This window comes from Vibrio sp. V01_P9A10T6, from assembly GCF_963877065.1.
In the GTDB taxonomy this organism is placed as follows: Bacteria; Pseudomonadota; Gammaproteobacteria; order Enterobacterales; family Vibrionaceae; genus Vibrio; species Vibrio anguillarum.
In genome coordinates, this window is record NZ_CAWNTB010000207.1 from 1 (window position 1) to 15,294 (window position 15,294).

The following is a 15,294-nucleotide window of genomic DNA, read 5'->3' on the forward strand; positions in this document are numbered from 1 at the left end:
CATTTAAATAATTCGTCTCAAAGCAACACCTGTATTTTAAAATTTTTTATTTTTATAAGGGACATAACATGTCTAACACTACTACTGGCACTGTAAAATGGTTCAACGAAACTAAAGGTTTTGGTTTCATTTCTCAAAGCAACGGCGGTCCAGATGTATTCGTACACTTCCGCGCTATCGCTTCTGAAGGTTTCAAAACTTTAGCAGAAGGCCAAAAAGTATCTTTTGTTGTAGAACAAGGTGCTAAAGGTCCTCAAGCTGCTAACGTACGTGCTGAATAATTTCGCATGAATGTGTGAGCGTTGGCACCACGCCAGCGCTCTTATTTTTACCTAGATTATAAATTATAGTTATCAACGTTATCGCTCAAACTTCTGCTCCGTTCCCTCTGCTTATCCCGTTCGAACATTCAGCCATTTTTGCATAAACCGTTTTGACAATCCTATTTCTATCTATGTAATATTTTCATTTTTACAAAGGAGATCTACTATGTCTCGTACAACTGGTAGAAAGCGTTTTTGGTTTGCTAAATCTAAAGCAACACAAAAATTACGCTCACTATGAATATTCATTTTAATATTAAACATTGCTCTTGGAATGCGACTATTCATCAACTTAATAGTGACATATTGACACGTCATATATTAAGTCAGATAAATTGCAATTTAGACACTCTTCATCTCAATTTTATTTATGATGAAGAATCTTCTCAAGGACAAATATTGAATGCTGATGACAAGCTTATTGGCCATTTTAATATCATCGATTAATACCCAAACACTTTAATAGCCGCCGTTAAAGTTATTTGGGCATTATTCACTTATCTCAGTTTTGCTAGCACTATTTTCTGATCTAATTCGTTGTGATAGTCTTTATAATCTAAACCTACTTCAAAGATGAATTCTGTCACTAAAGTGCGAACACAATCTACCAGCTCTTTCGCATTCCATGGTTTCTCAAAATACCTATTTACACCTGCAGTGTTAATCGCATTGATCGTATCTGTGTGTGTTGCTTGCCCTGTTAACAGAATTTTCTTTGTTTTCTTAAATCTGGAATCTGCTGCGACCTCGGTTAATAATTCGACTCCTGTCTTTCCTGGCATCACATGATCTGACATCAGCAGCGCAATATACTCACCTTGTTCGTCAAACTCATCCATTAGATCCAATACTTCATAAGCCGATTCACAATCTTCAATATTCAACCAAGAAGTGAGTGGTTGAAGATCTTGCAGTATCGCACTTAATACTTCCCTTTGATCATCGACACAAATGATATTAAGCTTCTCCATAATCGCTCTCCGTGGGTAATTTAATTCTAAATATTGTTCTTTCATTGTCACTTTTGAGTACGACATTTCCACCATACCCAGAAACAATGCGTTTCACTATTGATAACCCTAGTCCCAAACCAAACGACAACCCTCCTTTTTTGGTGGTGAAGCTTGGTTGGAATATTTTCCGTCTAGTGGTTTCGTTAATTTCAGGACCGTTATTAGCAATGGTTACCAATATACGTTGTTTACTTAATTTGGTTTGTATCTCTATCATTGGCTCTGCTATGTTAGCCATCGCATCACAGGCATTTTTGATGATGTTTACCCAAATTTGTACCAGCTCTGTCTGAGATCCTTTAAATAAGGGTAATGCAGCTGGCCTAATACGGACACTGACACGTCGTAAATCACTCTGTAATAGTGCCAATGCTCGATTGATCGTATCGTTAATATCGAACTCTTCATCTTGAGTAATTTCAGTTCGGCCCAGTTGTTTTACTGATTTAACAATGCCAACAGTATGTTTAGAGGCCAGACGTAAATCATGCAAGTCACGGCCCATTTGCCAATAACGGATAGCTAAATGTGGATTTTTCAGCCAGTGCGAAGATAAGTAGTCTTCTGGAACCGCTTTTGCTAAATCTCTTGCCACATTTTTAGGCAGGGCGTATTGCTTTTCGAAAAGAGCACCTCGCCTTCTAGCTTCGTTTGACGATACTTTCTGACCATACATCAAGCCAAAATCGAAAAAGAGGCTCGCTTCAGGATGAACCTCTTCGAGCAGCTCCATAAACAGTACTTCTAATCGCTCAGATTTGCTACTCACTACCCCGATGGCATTGTTCAATTCATGGGCAATGCCCGCCGCTAACTGGCCCAAGGTCGTCATTTGCTCAGCCGAATATAACCTTTCTAATGCTTTTTCTTTTGCCACTGATTCTTGAGTTGCACGTCGTTGACGGCGGGATAATTCATTCACAATAACGGGGGTAAACTGGGCGGTTAAAGGTCCATATTGATCTTCTTCTAAAACAGCCGTAGTTCGGTCGATCCAGGCAAGCTCTACCGTAGATTCAGCCACCACTGTTGAAGAAGCTATCCATTCACCAGAAAAAAAACTGTGCACGCCAATAAAAGCACCTGCACCGGCTGAAAAAACTTTTATCGGTTTATCGCCTTTTTCATTGTAATAGCCACTCAATTCTCCCGACCATACGAAATAGAGTCGATCATTATAACCTTCTTGCTCAATGACAATGCTTCCCGAAGGCAGTTTCACCATCCGTTCAGGATGGCGAAAATAACGATCAATGAGTGCAACAAGTCTTTTATCCGACATAATGCTACCTAACCGATATGACCAACCGCATGAAGTAACCAAACCATAACAAAACTGAGCAGCACCCCAATCACACCGAGGACAACCCCTACTTTAGCCATTTGGTTACTTTGAACGTGCCCGGTAGCATGCGCCAACGCATTAGGTGGTGTACTGATAGGTAATGACATACCAAGTGATGCAGCAAAGGTAACCACGAGAATCAACGTAATTTCTCCACCTAATGGAGTAAGCGAAGTCATTGAAGCGCCAAGCGCGGCCATAATCGGCATTAATAAGTTCGCGGTGGCGGTATGTGACATAAAATTGGCCATAATGAGGCACAAAAATGCCGCACCAAATAAAACAACGTAAGGTGAATACTGTGCAAAAGGAATGCTGTTCACCACTAGTTGCGCTAACCCCGTTTTGTCTAATGCAAGTCCTAGCGCAATACCACCAGACACTAACCACAGCACATCCCAAGAAATTTTCTTTAGATCTTCTTTGTTGATGATGCCAGTAAGAGAAAAGACAGCCACAGGTATCAGTGCAACAGTATAAGAGTTCATACCATGGGTTGAGCCCATCAACCAAAGAAGAATGGTCAGAGCAAAGGTGACATACACAATAATGGCTTTTGGTGTTTTTAAAAATTTACCTTTAATGGTCAATTCAATTTTTTGTTGCTCTGCTTTAAACATGGCGCTAATCAATACCCATGCGAGTGCCATCATTATGATCACAAACGGCACCCCAAAGGCCATCCATTCACCAAAGGTAATTAAATTTTCACCGACCAGATATTTCAATGCGATCGCATTGGGAGGAGTACCTATTGGCGTACCTATACCGCCAATATTAGCGGCGACCGGAATACACAAAGCAAAAGCAATTCGCCCTGGATCTTTTGGGCCAAACACTGCGATGACTGGCGTTAAGATGGAAAGCATCATCGCTGTTGTTGCGGTATTGGACATAAACATCGAGAAGATGCCAGTAATTAACATCAAGCCTAACATGACATACTTGGGGTTCTGGCCAAATGGTTTGAGCAGCACTCGTGCAAGGTTGACATCCAAGCGATACTTAGTGGCGGCCATGGCTAAGAAAAAGCCACCCAAAAACAACATAATAATTGGGCTGGCAAACGTCGCCATGATATCAGTATGTTTTAGCAAGCCACCAAAATGAGCTTCTCCCTCAGCAAGCCTCATAAACCAGATACCTTTATCCGATACCATTAGGAGCTCTAGCACGATCACGACTACCGATGTGGCATAGATTGGGATCGGTTCAAATACCCAACAAAGAGCGGCGAGCAAAAAGATGGCAATCACTCGCTGCTGTATTACGGTCATCCCTTCAAAAGGGAAAGCGGTCATAGGCAACAATAAAATAAGTAATGGAACTAAAATAGGGATGATAAATTTTAAGTAAGGACGCACCATATAAACTCTTCCTGAGTACTCATAGAAACGATAATTAGAGGTGTACTTGAATCTCGAACAACGTTGCCATTATGTTACAGTTACTCAGCAAAAAGTTTGGTGTTAGATCAATGAACAACGATTACCACTAAGGCAAATACTCAGAATGAGGGGTCGCTTGCAAATCCTCTCACCACTCTTAGGTGTTAAACCAATAATCAACCACCCTCACATCATTAAAATTAATCAATCGTTTTATCTTTGCACAATCAAACATCTGCTACTTTAATAGTATAGGTATCGTCAATTTATAGATAACATGATAATATCCGCGACCAATTAGGATGTAGATCACATTGTCGGTAAATGGATGTTGTTCGCTCAAGCGACTTTTGACAAAAACAATCAAAGGTAACTCATTCATGTTTTTAAAAAATCTATCCATCAGACAGAAAATTGCAGGCTCATTTAGCCTCATCGCTTTAATCAACATCCTCTTCGCTTGGTTTTTATATAGCGAACTCCAAGAAGTCAAAAGTCAGTTGGTGAATTTTGCCGACGATACACTGCCTGCACTACAACACGTAGATTCAATGGGAGATAAACTCTCCTATTGGCGTCGTACGCAGTTTGCTTCCTTGCTCACCGATGATATAAACGAAGTGAAACAACGCCTAGTGACTAGCCGCCAATTACAACAAGAGGTTGATGCAGGTTTAAAACAGTATGGTAAAAGTGTTTGGCCAGGCGAAGAAGAGCAGACATTTAGAAAACTGATGAGTAACTGGGATAGTTATATAAACATTGTGACTCAGTTTAATCAGGCTTTAGAAAGCAATAATAAAAGCGATGCCCACAAACTACTGAATCAATCGCTTGAAACTTTCACGAAAATTGAAGCCGACATAAAAACGCTGATTGGCATCTTGCAAAAAGCAATGGATGGCAACAAAAGCTATATTCTTAAAGCAGTTGACACACTGAACACTTCATCAAGTATCAGTAATGTTTCCATTATCGTCGTCATGGTCATTATCACCCTCTTCTTGACTCGCATAATTTGTGGACCTTTACGATTAGTTGTTGACCAAGCAAACGCGATTGCAGAAGGTAACTTAGCAAAACAGATCGATCGTAATGCTATTGGCAATGACGAATTAGGTGAACTTGCCGATGCCTCACAAAAGATGCAGAACAATTTACGTCAACTGATCGAAGAGATCATCTCCGCTGTAACACAACTGAGCAGTGCTGTGGAAGAGATGAGTCAAATCTCCAATATCTCAGCTCAAGGTATGAAAGAGCAGCAATATCAGATCACACAAGTCGCAACAGCGATGACGCAAATGAAAGCCGCAGTGGCCGATGTAGCACGCAACACGGAAGACTCAGCATCACAAGCAAGTAGTGCCAACACTAAAGCCAAAGAGGGTGCGACAGACAATGCCGCGATGGTGAGCTCCATTCAACAAGTGGCTACAATTATTGGTCAGGCTGGCGAAACCGTTGCAAATTTAGAACAACAATCCACACAAATTAACGTGGTACTTGACGTTATTCGTAACATCGCTGAGCAAACAAACCTATTGGCACTGAACGCTGCGATTGAAGCAGCCCGCGCTGGTGAATCTGGCCGAGGCTTTGCTGTTGTTGCCGATGAAGTGCGCACCCTTGCGGGAAGAACTCAAGCTTCAACTGGCGAAATCACAACCATTATTGAAAAATTACAAACCATGGCAGGCGAAGCAAAAGAAGCAACCGAACGTTCGCGCGTCAGCATTGATTCTTGCGTCGTTCAAGGAACTCACTCGCAGCAATTGATGGTTTCAATTGAAAACTCAGTAGCTCAAATTGCGGATATGGGAACACAAATCGCCAGCGCTTGTAGTGAACAAGATTCCGTTGCCGATGAACTAAGCCGCAACATTGAAAATATCCATACGGCTTCACAAGAAGTCGCGCAGGGTTCAGAACAAACGGCGCAAGCTTGCCACGAACTCAGTCAATTATCGGTCACATTGCAAGATGCAATGGGGCGTTTCAAACTTAACTAAAATAGAGTCAGCCCCTAACGGGGCTTTCTTGTTTTTACTTACCTAGGAGATAGAATGAATTTCAAAGCCTCTTTTCTTACACTGTCAATTGCCATGGCTTTACCCTCTTTTTCAGCGACTTCTGCACCTTTAAGCCTTAACGTCAGTGAGCCTTCTATACAAGAAATTCAGCAATCCAATACTTGGCTTGAGATCGATCTTGGCCAATTCAAACAAAATATTGAGCAGTTTAAGAGCCACATCAACAGCCAAACTAAAATTTGCGCCGTGATGAAGGCTGATGCTTACGGCAACGGTATTCGCGGTTTAATGCCAACTATTCTCGCGCAAGGGATCCCTTGTATCGCAATTACCAGTAATGCAGAGGCTAGAGCCGTACGTGAGAGCGGTTTTAAAGGCCAGTTGATGCGTGTTCGCTCTGCGAGCATTGATGAAATCGCACAAAGTGTCGAGTTAGATATCGAAGAGCTAATCGGTAGTAAAATACAAGCTGAGCAACTCGCTCAGCTAAGCCAGCAAAAAGGTAAAACGATAAGAGTACATTTGGCATTAAATGATGGCGGTATGGGACGCAATGGTATCGATATGTCAACCGATGCAGGAAAACAAGAATCGATTGCGATTGCTACCCAAAGCGACATACAAATTGTTGGGATAATGACGCATTTCCCCAATTACAATCCAGACGAAATCCGCAGCAAGTTGGCCAGTTTTAATACCAATTCAGCTTGGTTGATTCAGCAAGCAAACCTAAAACGCGATGAACTGATTTTGCATGTAGCCAACTCCTACACTGCTCTCAATGTACCGGAAGCACAACTTGATATGGTACGTCCTGGCGGCGTCCTGTATGGCGACTTACCAACTAACCCGGAATATCCGTCAATCGTCTCATTCAAAACACGTATTGCGTCATTGCACCATCTTCCTAAAGGAAGCACTGTTGGCTATGACAGTACATACCGCGTAACCAAAGAGAGTGTTTTGGCAAATCTGCCTGTTGGCTATTCAGATGGTTACCCAAGAAAAATGGGCAATCGCGGTGACGTATTGATTAACGGTCAACGAGCAAAGGTGGTTGGAGTAACTTCAATGAACACCACATTGGTTGACGTAACCGATGTGAAAGGCGTTCTTCCTAATCAGGAAGTCACCTTGTTTGGCGCGCAAAAGCAAGGCCGAATCACTGTCAGTGAGCTGGAAGAAAATGCAGAGCTCATATTCCCTGAACTGTATACGATTTGGGGAACGACAAACCCTCGTTTCTACATCCACTAAGCCAAGCCCACTTATTTATCTTTTGGTCCGTGAGTGTTTTGCACTCACGGTATCCCCTTTTAATTCACCGCTCGTTGTTCCTATTAACCCCTTTATTTTTCAGGCATAATCGGCCCGTTCCTTTTATTTCATATGGATGCGCATGCGACCGATTAAATCTCCTATATTCTTGGCTGTGTTAACTCTACTCTTGGCCATGACCACCATTCAATCTGGCGCGTCACTAGCCAAGCAGCTATTTCCTATTGTTGGTCCAGGTGGAACAATTGCACTGCGCGTTGGTCTCTCTGCATTAATACTGTTAATGATTTTTCGCCCATGGCAGTTACGACTTTCTCTTTCACAATGGCGCTCAATGATCATTTACGGAGCAAGCCTAGGTGGCATGCAACTGATGTTCTATTTTGCTATTGAACGAATTCCTCTTGGTATTGGGGTTGCGTTGGAGTTTTCTGGGCCATTACTCATTGCATTTCTCTCATCTAAACGCAAAAAAGATCTGATTTGGGTTGCGCTTGCTATTTTGGGTATTGTTTTTTTATTGCCCGATCTAACGGGTGTCGATGCACTTGATCCGATTGGCGTTGCACTGGCTTTAGCGGCCGGCGGATGCTGGGCAGCCTACATATGGTTTGGTCAAAGGGCGGGCAGTGTCGGTTCTGGAGGCTCAACCGTTGCGATAGGAATGACGATTGCGGCCCTGTTTGCGTTTCCAATCGGCGTTGTATTATCAGAGGCGTCTATTTTTACGTGGTCAATACTGCCTATGGCGTTATCTGTCGCGATTCTTTCAAGCGCGGTACCTTATTGCCTAGAAATGTCGGCTTTAAAGCGTTTGTCTACACAACACTTTAGTGTGTTAATGAGCTTAGAGCCCGCCATCGCCGCATTAGCTGGATTAATTATTCTTCAAGAACAATTAAGCTTAACGCAATGGATCGCCATTACGATGATCATCACTGCCTCAATGGGTAGTACGCTATCGGCGAAGAAATAAGGTGAACCGTTCAAAATAGTTCGGCACTACTGTCCCCCTCTTCGTTTTCAATGAATACACCGCTCCGCAACAAGTCTTCATAACATTGTACTTGATTGCGACCGTGGTTTTTGGCGAAGTAGAGTGCTTTGTCTGCTCTATCTAAAATCGTTGAGAGATATTCTCTTGGCGAGATAGAGCAGATACCAATGCTAAGCGTGATATGTTGAACCTGAGGAAAACGAAACTGCTCTATGTGCTGTCTAAACCTCTCGGTTCTGTTTAGCACGACCTCATACTCACTGGCAGGGAAAATAATGACGAACTCTTCTCCTCCAAACCGAAACAGTTGTTCTTGATTAAGAAAAAAATTCTGCATTTGCTGAGCCACCAAGAGCAAAACTTCATCGCCAATCAGATGGCCAAAATTATCATTGATCCGTTTAAAATGGTCGAGATCAATGATGGCAACCCAAGGCATCACTGAGCCTACTGTCGCCGTTTCAGGAAGCACATCAAAGCTAAGGCGCAACCTATCCTCTAACGTCCTTCGATTCAACAACCCTGTCAGCTTGTCACGCTCATTTTCATGCAATAATAAAACGTAATTTTGGTAAATTTTAACAAAGCCTTCAATGAGCATTCGATATTGTTTGGGCGGAACTTTTAGAATCAGAGACAACCTAGCAGAAAAACTATCGTTGATCGCAATAGGGTAAATGCAATGGTATCCGTTTGTACCTAAATCTTCTATTTTGGGCTCGATATCAGAATGGTTATGTTCATAACTTGGAACCGTCTCGCCCTCATATTCCCAGTTAATTTCAAATTTTCCAGGTATACGGCTACAGATAGTAGCTTTTGCAATGACATAGGAATGAGGGCCAATATAATGTTCTAAGCAGGCCGATTTCAGAGGCAACATCTCGACTAGAGCGCTGATGACACAATAACCCAATGACACCGCATTTTTCTGCCCCGTAATTTCAACAACAGATTGGAGAATTTTATCGTCCATGCGCCCTCCCGAACATCTCTTATGATCAGTATAGGAAAGAATGGGTAGCGTGATGTTATAAAGTTTGTATCAATTAAATAACTCTCGAGTACTGTAGAACGAATAAAAAGCAGCCTAAGCTGCTTTTTATTCGTTTATTCGTTACTTTCTATTACCCAATTTGACTTTGCCATTTGAACCAAACCATAACGCTTGAGCACGGCGACGCCCCAATAAGATTGGTCCATCATCGTAAAATAAGAAGTTTTTCCAGTATTTTTTAAATACCGACCATTGAGTTTCGATAATATTGTACTTTTCATAACAAAAATAAACGGTCACGTCATTTTGCCAATCAATATGGGCCAAAATATCAACGGGTAATGATTCATCGTCACTTTCCCATTCTTTCATCCAACTGATTTCATTGATCCAACTGCCTGCTTTACGAGGCCAATCTTGAGAACTTAACCTCTCTGAATCTGGGCTTTGAGCACTGATATTTTCCAGCCAAAACTGCGCCGCTCTGGCTTGAGACATGGGTTTAATATGCACCAGATCTTGCTTAGGAACTGGCATTGATTGGTGAGTGAAAATCCATTTTCTTTGGTATTGATCCAAAGGCAAATACGACATTGAATTTCCTTAATGTTTTAGCTGACTTGTGAATATAGCCGCTTTACTTTTAAAACGATAACCCATTAGCTTGGGCGCCAATCAGCATTAACCAATGCTGTTAGGTTGTGATCTTCCCATTGGCCATCAATGAGCAAATAATTTTTAGCGTGACCTTCGGCCTGAAAGCCCATTTTCATCAACACCGCTTCACTGCGTTTGTTGATTGGCATATAACCAGCCATGATACGGTGTAGGTTTTGTACCTTAAACATGTAGTGGCACGCCATTTTTAATGCACGGCCCATGATGCCTTTACCTTGTGCATTCTTCGCTAACGAATAGCCGAGATTACAAGCATAAAATGGAAAGCGTGAGAGGTTACTAAACGAAATGGTGCCAAGCATGTCACCACTGTTAATATCGATGATGAGCAAATAATAGCCTAATTGCATTTTATGCAGCTCACCGAGTTTAATCAGCCGCTGTGCCCACCCGTGAGCCTCAAAAAACGCCGCTTCTCGCTTAGGTTCCCAAGGCCGTAAATGTTCACGATTACTCGTAAAATAGGCGGCGATCATCTCCGCATCTTCAAGTTTTGCGGTTCGCACTAAAATATCATTGTCCACTTCATACACTTGGGACAAGGTGCTGCATGACTGCATCAATTTTTCCTAATTCCGTAGTCGCGTAGCTTATTGGCGATAGAGGTGTGTGATACGTTTAAACGCTTGGCCAACTTACGGCTTGAAGGGAAAGACTGATATAAACGTTCCAAAATTTGAGATTCATACTCTTTCATGATGTCATCTAATGAGCCATCAAGATTGACATGGGTATTGCCAGTATGAACGGTTTCAAGCTGTGGCAGATGGAAGAGATCCACTGTTAACTGATTATCAGACATCTCCGTTAGCGCCCTGAGCACCATGTTGTCCAACTGTCGTACGTTGCCTGGCCATTGGTAATGAGAGAGCTGATCCGCCAAATCTTCCGCTAGTAGTGGTTTGGCCATACCCATTTTCTTAATGTGTTTCGCCACGAATAGTTCAAGCAATGGTTGAATGTCGTTAGGCCGCTCACGCAAAGTAGGAATACGGAGAGTTAACACATTCAGACGATAAAAAAGATCTTCACGAAATGCGCCTGATTCGGCTAAATCTGCCAACTTGTGACGCGTCGAGGCAATCACACGAACATTAACATGAACTTCATGCTCCTCACCAACGCGGCGGAATGTACCATCTTGCAAGAAGCGCAGTAGTTTAATTTGTAAATGAGGGCTCATCTCCCCGATTTCATCGAGAAAAACGGTGCCGCCATTCGCCTGTTCAAAAATACCTTTATGGCCTTGTTGATGATTAAATGACCCTGGCGCATGACCAAACAACTCCGTTTCCGCAACATCATCCGGCATTGAAGCACAACTCAGAACTAAGAAAGGAAAGGAGGCCCGGTGAGAGCGATTATGGCAAGCCTTGGCCAACATCTCTTTACCCGTTCCGGTTTCGCCTTCTATAAGCAAAGGTTGATCAAGCATTGACAGCTTCTTAGCTTGGCTAATGAGCGCTTTATGGCGGTTAGAAACTCCGACAAAATGTTCAAAACCAAGGTTATTGTGTAAAGGCAAAGCATCATCGACGACGCCGCTAGGGCTTTTAGAACGAATCATCATCATGGTACTTGCCAAGGTGGATTCTTTCGACTCACCCGTAATATAAACAGGCATCATCTCCATCAGATAATCGAGACCATCGTGCACGATCTCCTCACGTTGTCGTGCTTTGTTGCCTTCAAGCCAGCGTGATAGGTTAAAGAAAGGTAATAATGCCGAAATGGGCTGCCCTATCACCTCTTTCTCTGTTTTGTTAAACAGCGATAATGCTGAATAGTTTGCCATATCAACAAACCCTTTCAGATCAATCGCCAGCACCGCATCAGGCACGTTGTTGAGTAATGAAATTAACTCGGTATTATGCCGCTCCATGGGCATGAATTGAATTTTCCGAACATCTTTTACGCCAGAAATTCGGCGAATTTCAGCCATCAATTCACTGAATGTTTCAAAATCAATGTCAGGGCAGTTGAGGTAAATAATGCCGATGACATCGATTTCAATCCCACGCAAATCAATGTTTCTCGATGCAAGAATATCGAGTAGTTCTCGGGTTAGGCCGAGTCTATCTTCACAAGAGACTTCAAGACGCACTTAAAAATCCTAATAAAAAGTGTCAGGAAAAGTTGACAGTAGTTTCTATCAAGCCTTGTATGGCGTCAAGTTATCTCATGTTTTGAGGTTCACATTCGGGCATATTATTTGATAAATGTTGCTTATTTCACCGTAAGCGCGGCGATTCTTGCGACGATCTGTTTGCGAATCGCCCCTAATTTTACTTTTCTGTCTGGCTGCCATGCCATCGGCCTGAGCAGTGCCATGGCTTTCAAACCAAGACGAGCGGTCAATATTCCCACTCCTAAACCTTGCCCTGCCCGCGCGGATACTTTTCCGGCTAAATCCATAGAAAGGAGATCCATGCTGGCGTCGATAGCGAGTTCGCTGGCACCTACCGCAGCCATATTAATCAATACGGACTTAAATAAAGAGAGACGAGACCAGTAACCCAATGGCACTCCATACAGTTTTGCCAGTTGATCAATCATAGTGAAATTACGCCATGCCACTAACAACATATCTGCGATGGCTAAAGGGCTAATTGCCACTAAAGCGGCTGCTTCTGTTGAATATTGTGAGACGATTTTGGTTGCTTGTTTATCTTGTTCACTCACCACCATAGCATCGTACATATCGAGTATTTCAGCATCGCTGTGTGAAGCATTGACGCTGTTTAACCATCGATCATAGGCTGGGCTTTCGGTTTTTATGCCACTTTGTTTAGCTAGAGCTTGGCAGAACGCGAGCCCATGGCCAACGCTGTCGGTTTGCATAAGCTGTTCGCTTTGCTCTTGAATACTAAAATGATGGCGAAGTGCTCGTAACTTCCACAGCTCTTTGATTAAGGTACTTAAGCCTAACGATGCCAAACCAGCAATAAATCCCGCCCAGCCTAATGCTAACCAGTCCGCTGATTGAATCGCCGTGATAACTGAATCGATAGCTTGCCAACCGATTAAACCTGCGAAGCTTATAACTAATGCCGCAGCTCTCCATCTCCGACCTTGTGGTGGACGAATGATTTGCTCCAACTCTTTTTCCGCAGCACCCTCTTCATTGCTGATCGGCATTGGAATGAAGGCTTCATTATTTTGAAATTGCTGTTGAGCCGTAAGCTCTGGCGTACCCTTCTGTTGTGGTTCTAATTTTTGATTAAAGATTTGCTTGGTTTTTAAATCACTCATTTCAGCTTATCTCCAATTAAATATTCCAACGCTTTATCTAAACGGATATGAGGGCAAGGTTCATCACAGCTAAATGCTCTTGGTTTAAAACTGGTGAATTCAAACCCTTGATGCTGCCAATACTCTTTGTTAGGTAACTTTTTCGGCACATCGCCGGGGAAAATGGTCAAAGTTTCGCCATTGAGCGTCACGCCTTGTAAGGCTGGAATGGTGCGCTCACCGCTATCAATAAAACCCGCTTGTGTGGCCTGTATCGATGCCATACTGATGCAACTCATCTCAATATTCTCATAGGCGGCGCTTTGCCAAGCAGGATGAACCATCTGCTGCAGTAACGACACCAAATGCGGGTGTTGTTCAGGGGTGACATGATCCGCTTTGGTTGCGGCAAACAGAACTTTGTCTATCTTGGGTGCAAACAGACGCTTGAGTAAACCATTACGGCCATAACGAAAGCTATGCATAATCTGTTCAAGCGCACGACGCATATCCAAAAAGGAATCGTAGCCGTCATTGAGTGGAGATAAGCAATCGACTAACACAATCTGCCGATCAAACGTGGCAAAATAATTTTTGTAAAAAGCTTTCACAACCTTGTTTTGGTATTCTTCATAGCGTGCTTTTAACATGCTGTAATTACTATTGGGAGCCGGCTTGTCTTCACCGTACGGATTACGGCATGGGAAAAATTGCAGAACAGGCGCACCTTCTAGCTCTCCCGGCAACACAAAACGCCCCGGTTGAACCCAATGCAAACCGGCATTTTTACACGCGTGCAAATACTCCGTAAACAGCATCGACAGTGAAGCAAGCTTTTGCTCATTGGCGTCTTGTGTTACATCAAGTTTAGCTAACCCTTCAAGCCACAGCTCGGCTAATGAGGAACGTAGTTCACTTAGCGCTGAAAACTGCTGTTCTGACCACTGTTCATAGGTCATTTCGAGCAGAGGCAGATCCAACAGCCATTCCCCCGGATAGTCGATGATATCGAGATAAAGTGTGGCCGTGTGACCAAATAATTTTTTACTGCGCTTTTTAGGTTTGTATTTGATCGCTAGGCGAATTTCGCTGACGTCACGAGTGGGCACAGGCCAATGTGGCGGTTCGCTGTGTAACTGTGACATCGCTTCATCGTAAGCAAAGCGTGGAACCATTAAGTTAGTTTGAGGGACACGTTTTGCACCCACAATGCGTCGGTCACGCGTTGCGGAAAATAGCGGTAAATTATCATGGGTAGAGGTGTGCAGTAATTGGTTCACTAAGGAGGTAATAAAAGCCGTTTTCCCCGCTCGCGATAACCCCGTGACAGCAATTCGAACGTGCGAATCTAATCCACGGTTAATTAAATCAGTCATTTCTCGACGAATGTGCTTCATTCACTCACTCCACTTCATTTGATGACGCTACTTTATGTGTATTCACCTTAATCAGAGATGAACAAAAAGCCCCTGACAAGAATCAGAGGCTTAGGCTTTTTTGGCCAAAAAATTCGCTGTTCTGTGTTGAGCCGCTCACATCGGCTCAATCATCTTCTATTAATTTATAAATCACAAACAATGCAGCCTCAAGCATCACCCATAACACGCAGGTGATTGTGACGTACTTATCATCGAAGATGCTGATGCCATGTAGAATAAGGTCATAGCCGAGGAAAACCCCAACCACAATAGCGATAATAATTTGTAATATTTTAATAAAACGAGGCATCTACCCTCCTAGTTTTGCAAATGAGCATTTCAATTATCTACTGATTTATAGACGATAACTGCAGCCTAAGCTGCAGTTATCGTGAGAACGCGATGAGATCAGATTAAGCTTTCTTTTGAGCTTCGGCAAACTTCACTTTCCATGAGTCTGGGCTTTTTTGGGGTTAATCCTCGCACTAGGAGCCCTCGGCAACGGTGACGGGCATGTCTGCACATTCGCATTCATAAATGGCTTCACTACTTAAACCTTCGAATACAACAAAACATGCTTTCTTACACCCTTT

Annotated in this window: 15 protein-coding genes; 5 read left to right on the forward strand and 10 right to left on the reverse strand. The window is 42.9% G+C overall.

What is annotated here, in order from left to right; translation table 11 throughout:
- The first annotated feature begins 68 nt into the window (after positions 1 to 68).
- Together cspE and AACQ21_RS16040 are read left to right on the forward strand one after the other, a co-directional pair.
- A complete protein-coding gene (gene cspE, locus AACQ21_RS16035; protein ID WP_010317961.1) occupies positions 69 to 281 on the forward strand; it encodes a transcription antiterminator/RNA stability regulator CspE in 213 nt (70 codons plus the stop codon).
- A 279-nt stretch (positions 282 to 560) separates the two neighbouring features.
- Complete coding sequence (locus tag AACQ21_RS16040; protein WP_013856790.1) at positions 561 to 770, forward strand: hypothetical protein; 210 nt, start codon at positions 561 to 563, stop codon at positions 768 to 770.
- A 50-nt stretch (positions 771 to 820) separates the two neighbouring features.
- On the opposite strand, the gene AACQ21_RS16045 is transcribed toward AACQ21_RS16040, so the two are convergent.
- Genes AACQ21_RS16045 through AACQ21_RS16055 form a run of 3 tightly spaced genes read right to left on the reverse strand, consistent with a single transcriptional unit; the run spans position 821 to position 4,045 of the window.
- Positions 821 to 1,294, reverse strand: coding sequence for a response regulator (locus AACQ21_RS16045; RefSeq protein ID WP_105976503.1), 474 nt, complete (start codon positions 1,292 to 1,294; stop codon positions 821 to 823).
- The gene (locus AACQ21_RS16050; protein WP_105976504.1) at positions 1,281 to 2,618 is read right to left on the reverse strand and encodes an ATP-binding protein; all 1,338 of its coding nucleotides are present in this window, start codon (positions 2,616 to 2,618) and stop codon (positions 1,281 to 1,283) included. The genes AACQ21_RS16045 and AACQ21_RS16050 overlap by 14 nt, the downstream gene beginning before the upstream one ends.
- 8 nt (positions 2,619 to 2,626) lie before the next feature.
- Positions 2,627 to 4,045, reverse strand: a complete 1,419-nt coding sequence (locus AACQ21_RS16055; RefSeq protein WP_026028719.1) for an SLC13 family permease — start codon at positions 4,043 to 4,045, stop codon at positions 2,627 to 2,629.
- Positions 4,046 to 4,449: 404 nt separating this feature from the next.
- On the opposite strand from AACQ21_RS16055, the gene AACQ21_RS16060 reads away from it, so the two are divergent.
- From AACQ21_RS16060 to AACQ21_RS16070, 3 genes are all read left to right on the forward strand, one after another.
- Entirely contained in the window at positions 4,450 to 6,081 is a 1,632-nt protein-coding gene (locus AACQ21_RS16060) for a methyl-accepting chemotaxis protein (protein ID WP_026027984.1), read from the forward strand.
- A 54-nt stretch (positions 6,082 to 6,135) separates the two neighbouring features.
- The gene (alr, locus tag AACQ21_RS16065; RefSeq protein ID WP_105976505.1) at positions 6,136 to 7,359 is read left to right on the forward strand and encodes an alanine racemase; all 1,224 of its coding nucleotides are present in this window, start codon (positions 6,136 to 6,138) and stop codon (positions 7,357 to 7,359) included.
- 142 nt (positions 7,360 to 7,501) lie between these two features.
- Positions 7,502 to 8,356 (forward strand): EamA family transporter, encoded by an 855-nt coding sequence (locus AACQ21_RS16070; protein ID WP_029189817.1) that lies wholly within the window; start codon positions 7,502 to 7,504, stop codon positions 8,354 to 8,356.
- A gap of 10 nt (positions 8,357 to 8,366) precedes the next feature.
- Here the strand turns inward: AACQ21_RS16070 and AACQ21_RS16075 are convergent, their stop codons facing one another.
- The 7 genes from AACQ21_RS16075 to AACQ21_RS16105 form a co-directional block, all read right to left on the reverse strand.
- The gene (locus AACQ21_RS16075; RefSeq protein WP_013856784.1) at positions 8,367 to 9,353 is read right to left on the reverse strand and encodes a GGDEF domain-containing protein; all 987 of its coding nucleotides are present in this window, start codon (positions 9,351 to 9,353) and stop codon (positions 8,367 to 8,369) included.
- A 141-nt stretch (positions 9,354 to 9,494) separates the two neighbouring features.
- Positions 9,495 to 9,968, reverse strand: coding sequence for a DUF2947 domain-containing protein (locus AACQ21_RS16080; protein ID WP_105976506.1), 474 nt, complete (start codon positions 9,966 to 9,968; stop codon positions 9,495 to 9,497).
- Between the two features lie 65 nt (positions 9,969 to 10,033).
- Positions 10,034 to 10,615 carry a ribosomal protein S5-alanine N-acetyltransferase gene (rimJ, locus tag AACQ21_RS16085; protein WP_017043610.1) on the reverse strand — a complete coding sequence of 194 codons (582 nt, stop codon included), beginning with the start codon at positions 10,613 to 10,615 and terminating at the stop codon, positions 10,034 to 10,036.
- Entirely contained in the window at positions 10,612 to 12,156 is a 1,545-nt protein-coding gene (gene tyrR, locus AACQ21_RS16090; RefSeq protein ID WP_017043611.1) for a transcriptional regulator TyrR, read from the reverse strand. Before tyrR ends, rimJ begins: the two co-directional genes overlap by 4 nt.
- Positions 12,157 to 12,278: 122 nt before the next feature.
- Positions 12,279 to 13,304 carry a YcjF family protein gene (locus AACQ21_RS16095; protein WP_105976507.1) on the reverse strand — a complete coding sequence of 342 codons (1,026 nt, stop codon included), beginning with the start codon at positions 13,302 to 13,304 and terminating at the stop codon, positions 12,279 to 12,281.
- Complete coding sequence (locus tag AACQ21_RS16100; protein WP_105976508.1) at positions 13,301 to 14,680, reverse strand: YcjX family protein; 1,380 nt, start codon at positions 14,678 to 14,680, stop codon at positions 13,301 to 13,303. Before AACQ21_RS16100 ends, AACQ21_RS16095 begins: the two co-directional genes overlap by 4 nt.
- 145 nt (positions 14,681 to 14,825) lie before the next feature.
- Positions 14,826 to 15,011: a hypothetical protein gene (locus tag AACQ21_RS16105; protein WP_010320694.1), complete on the reverse strand. Its 186-nt coding sequence runs from the start codon at positions 15,009 to 15,011 to the stop codon at positions 14,826 to 14,828.
- Positions 15,012 to 15,294 lie beyond the last annotated feature (283 nt).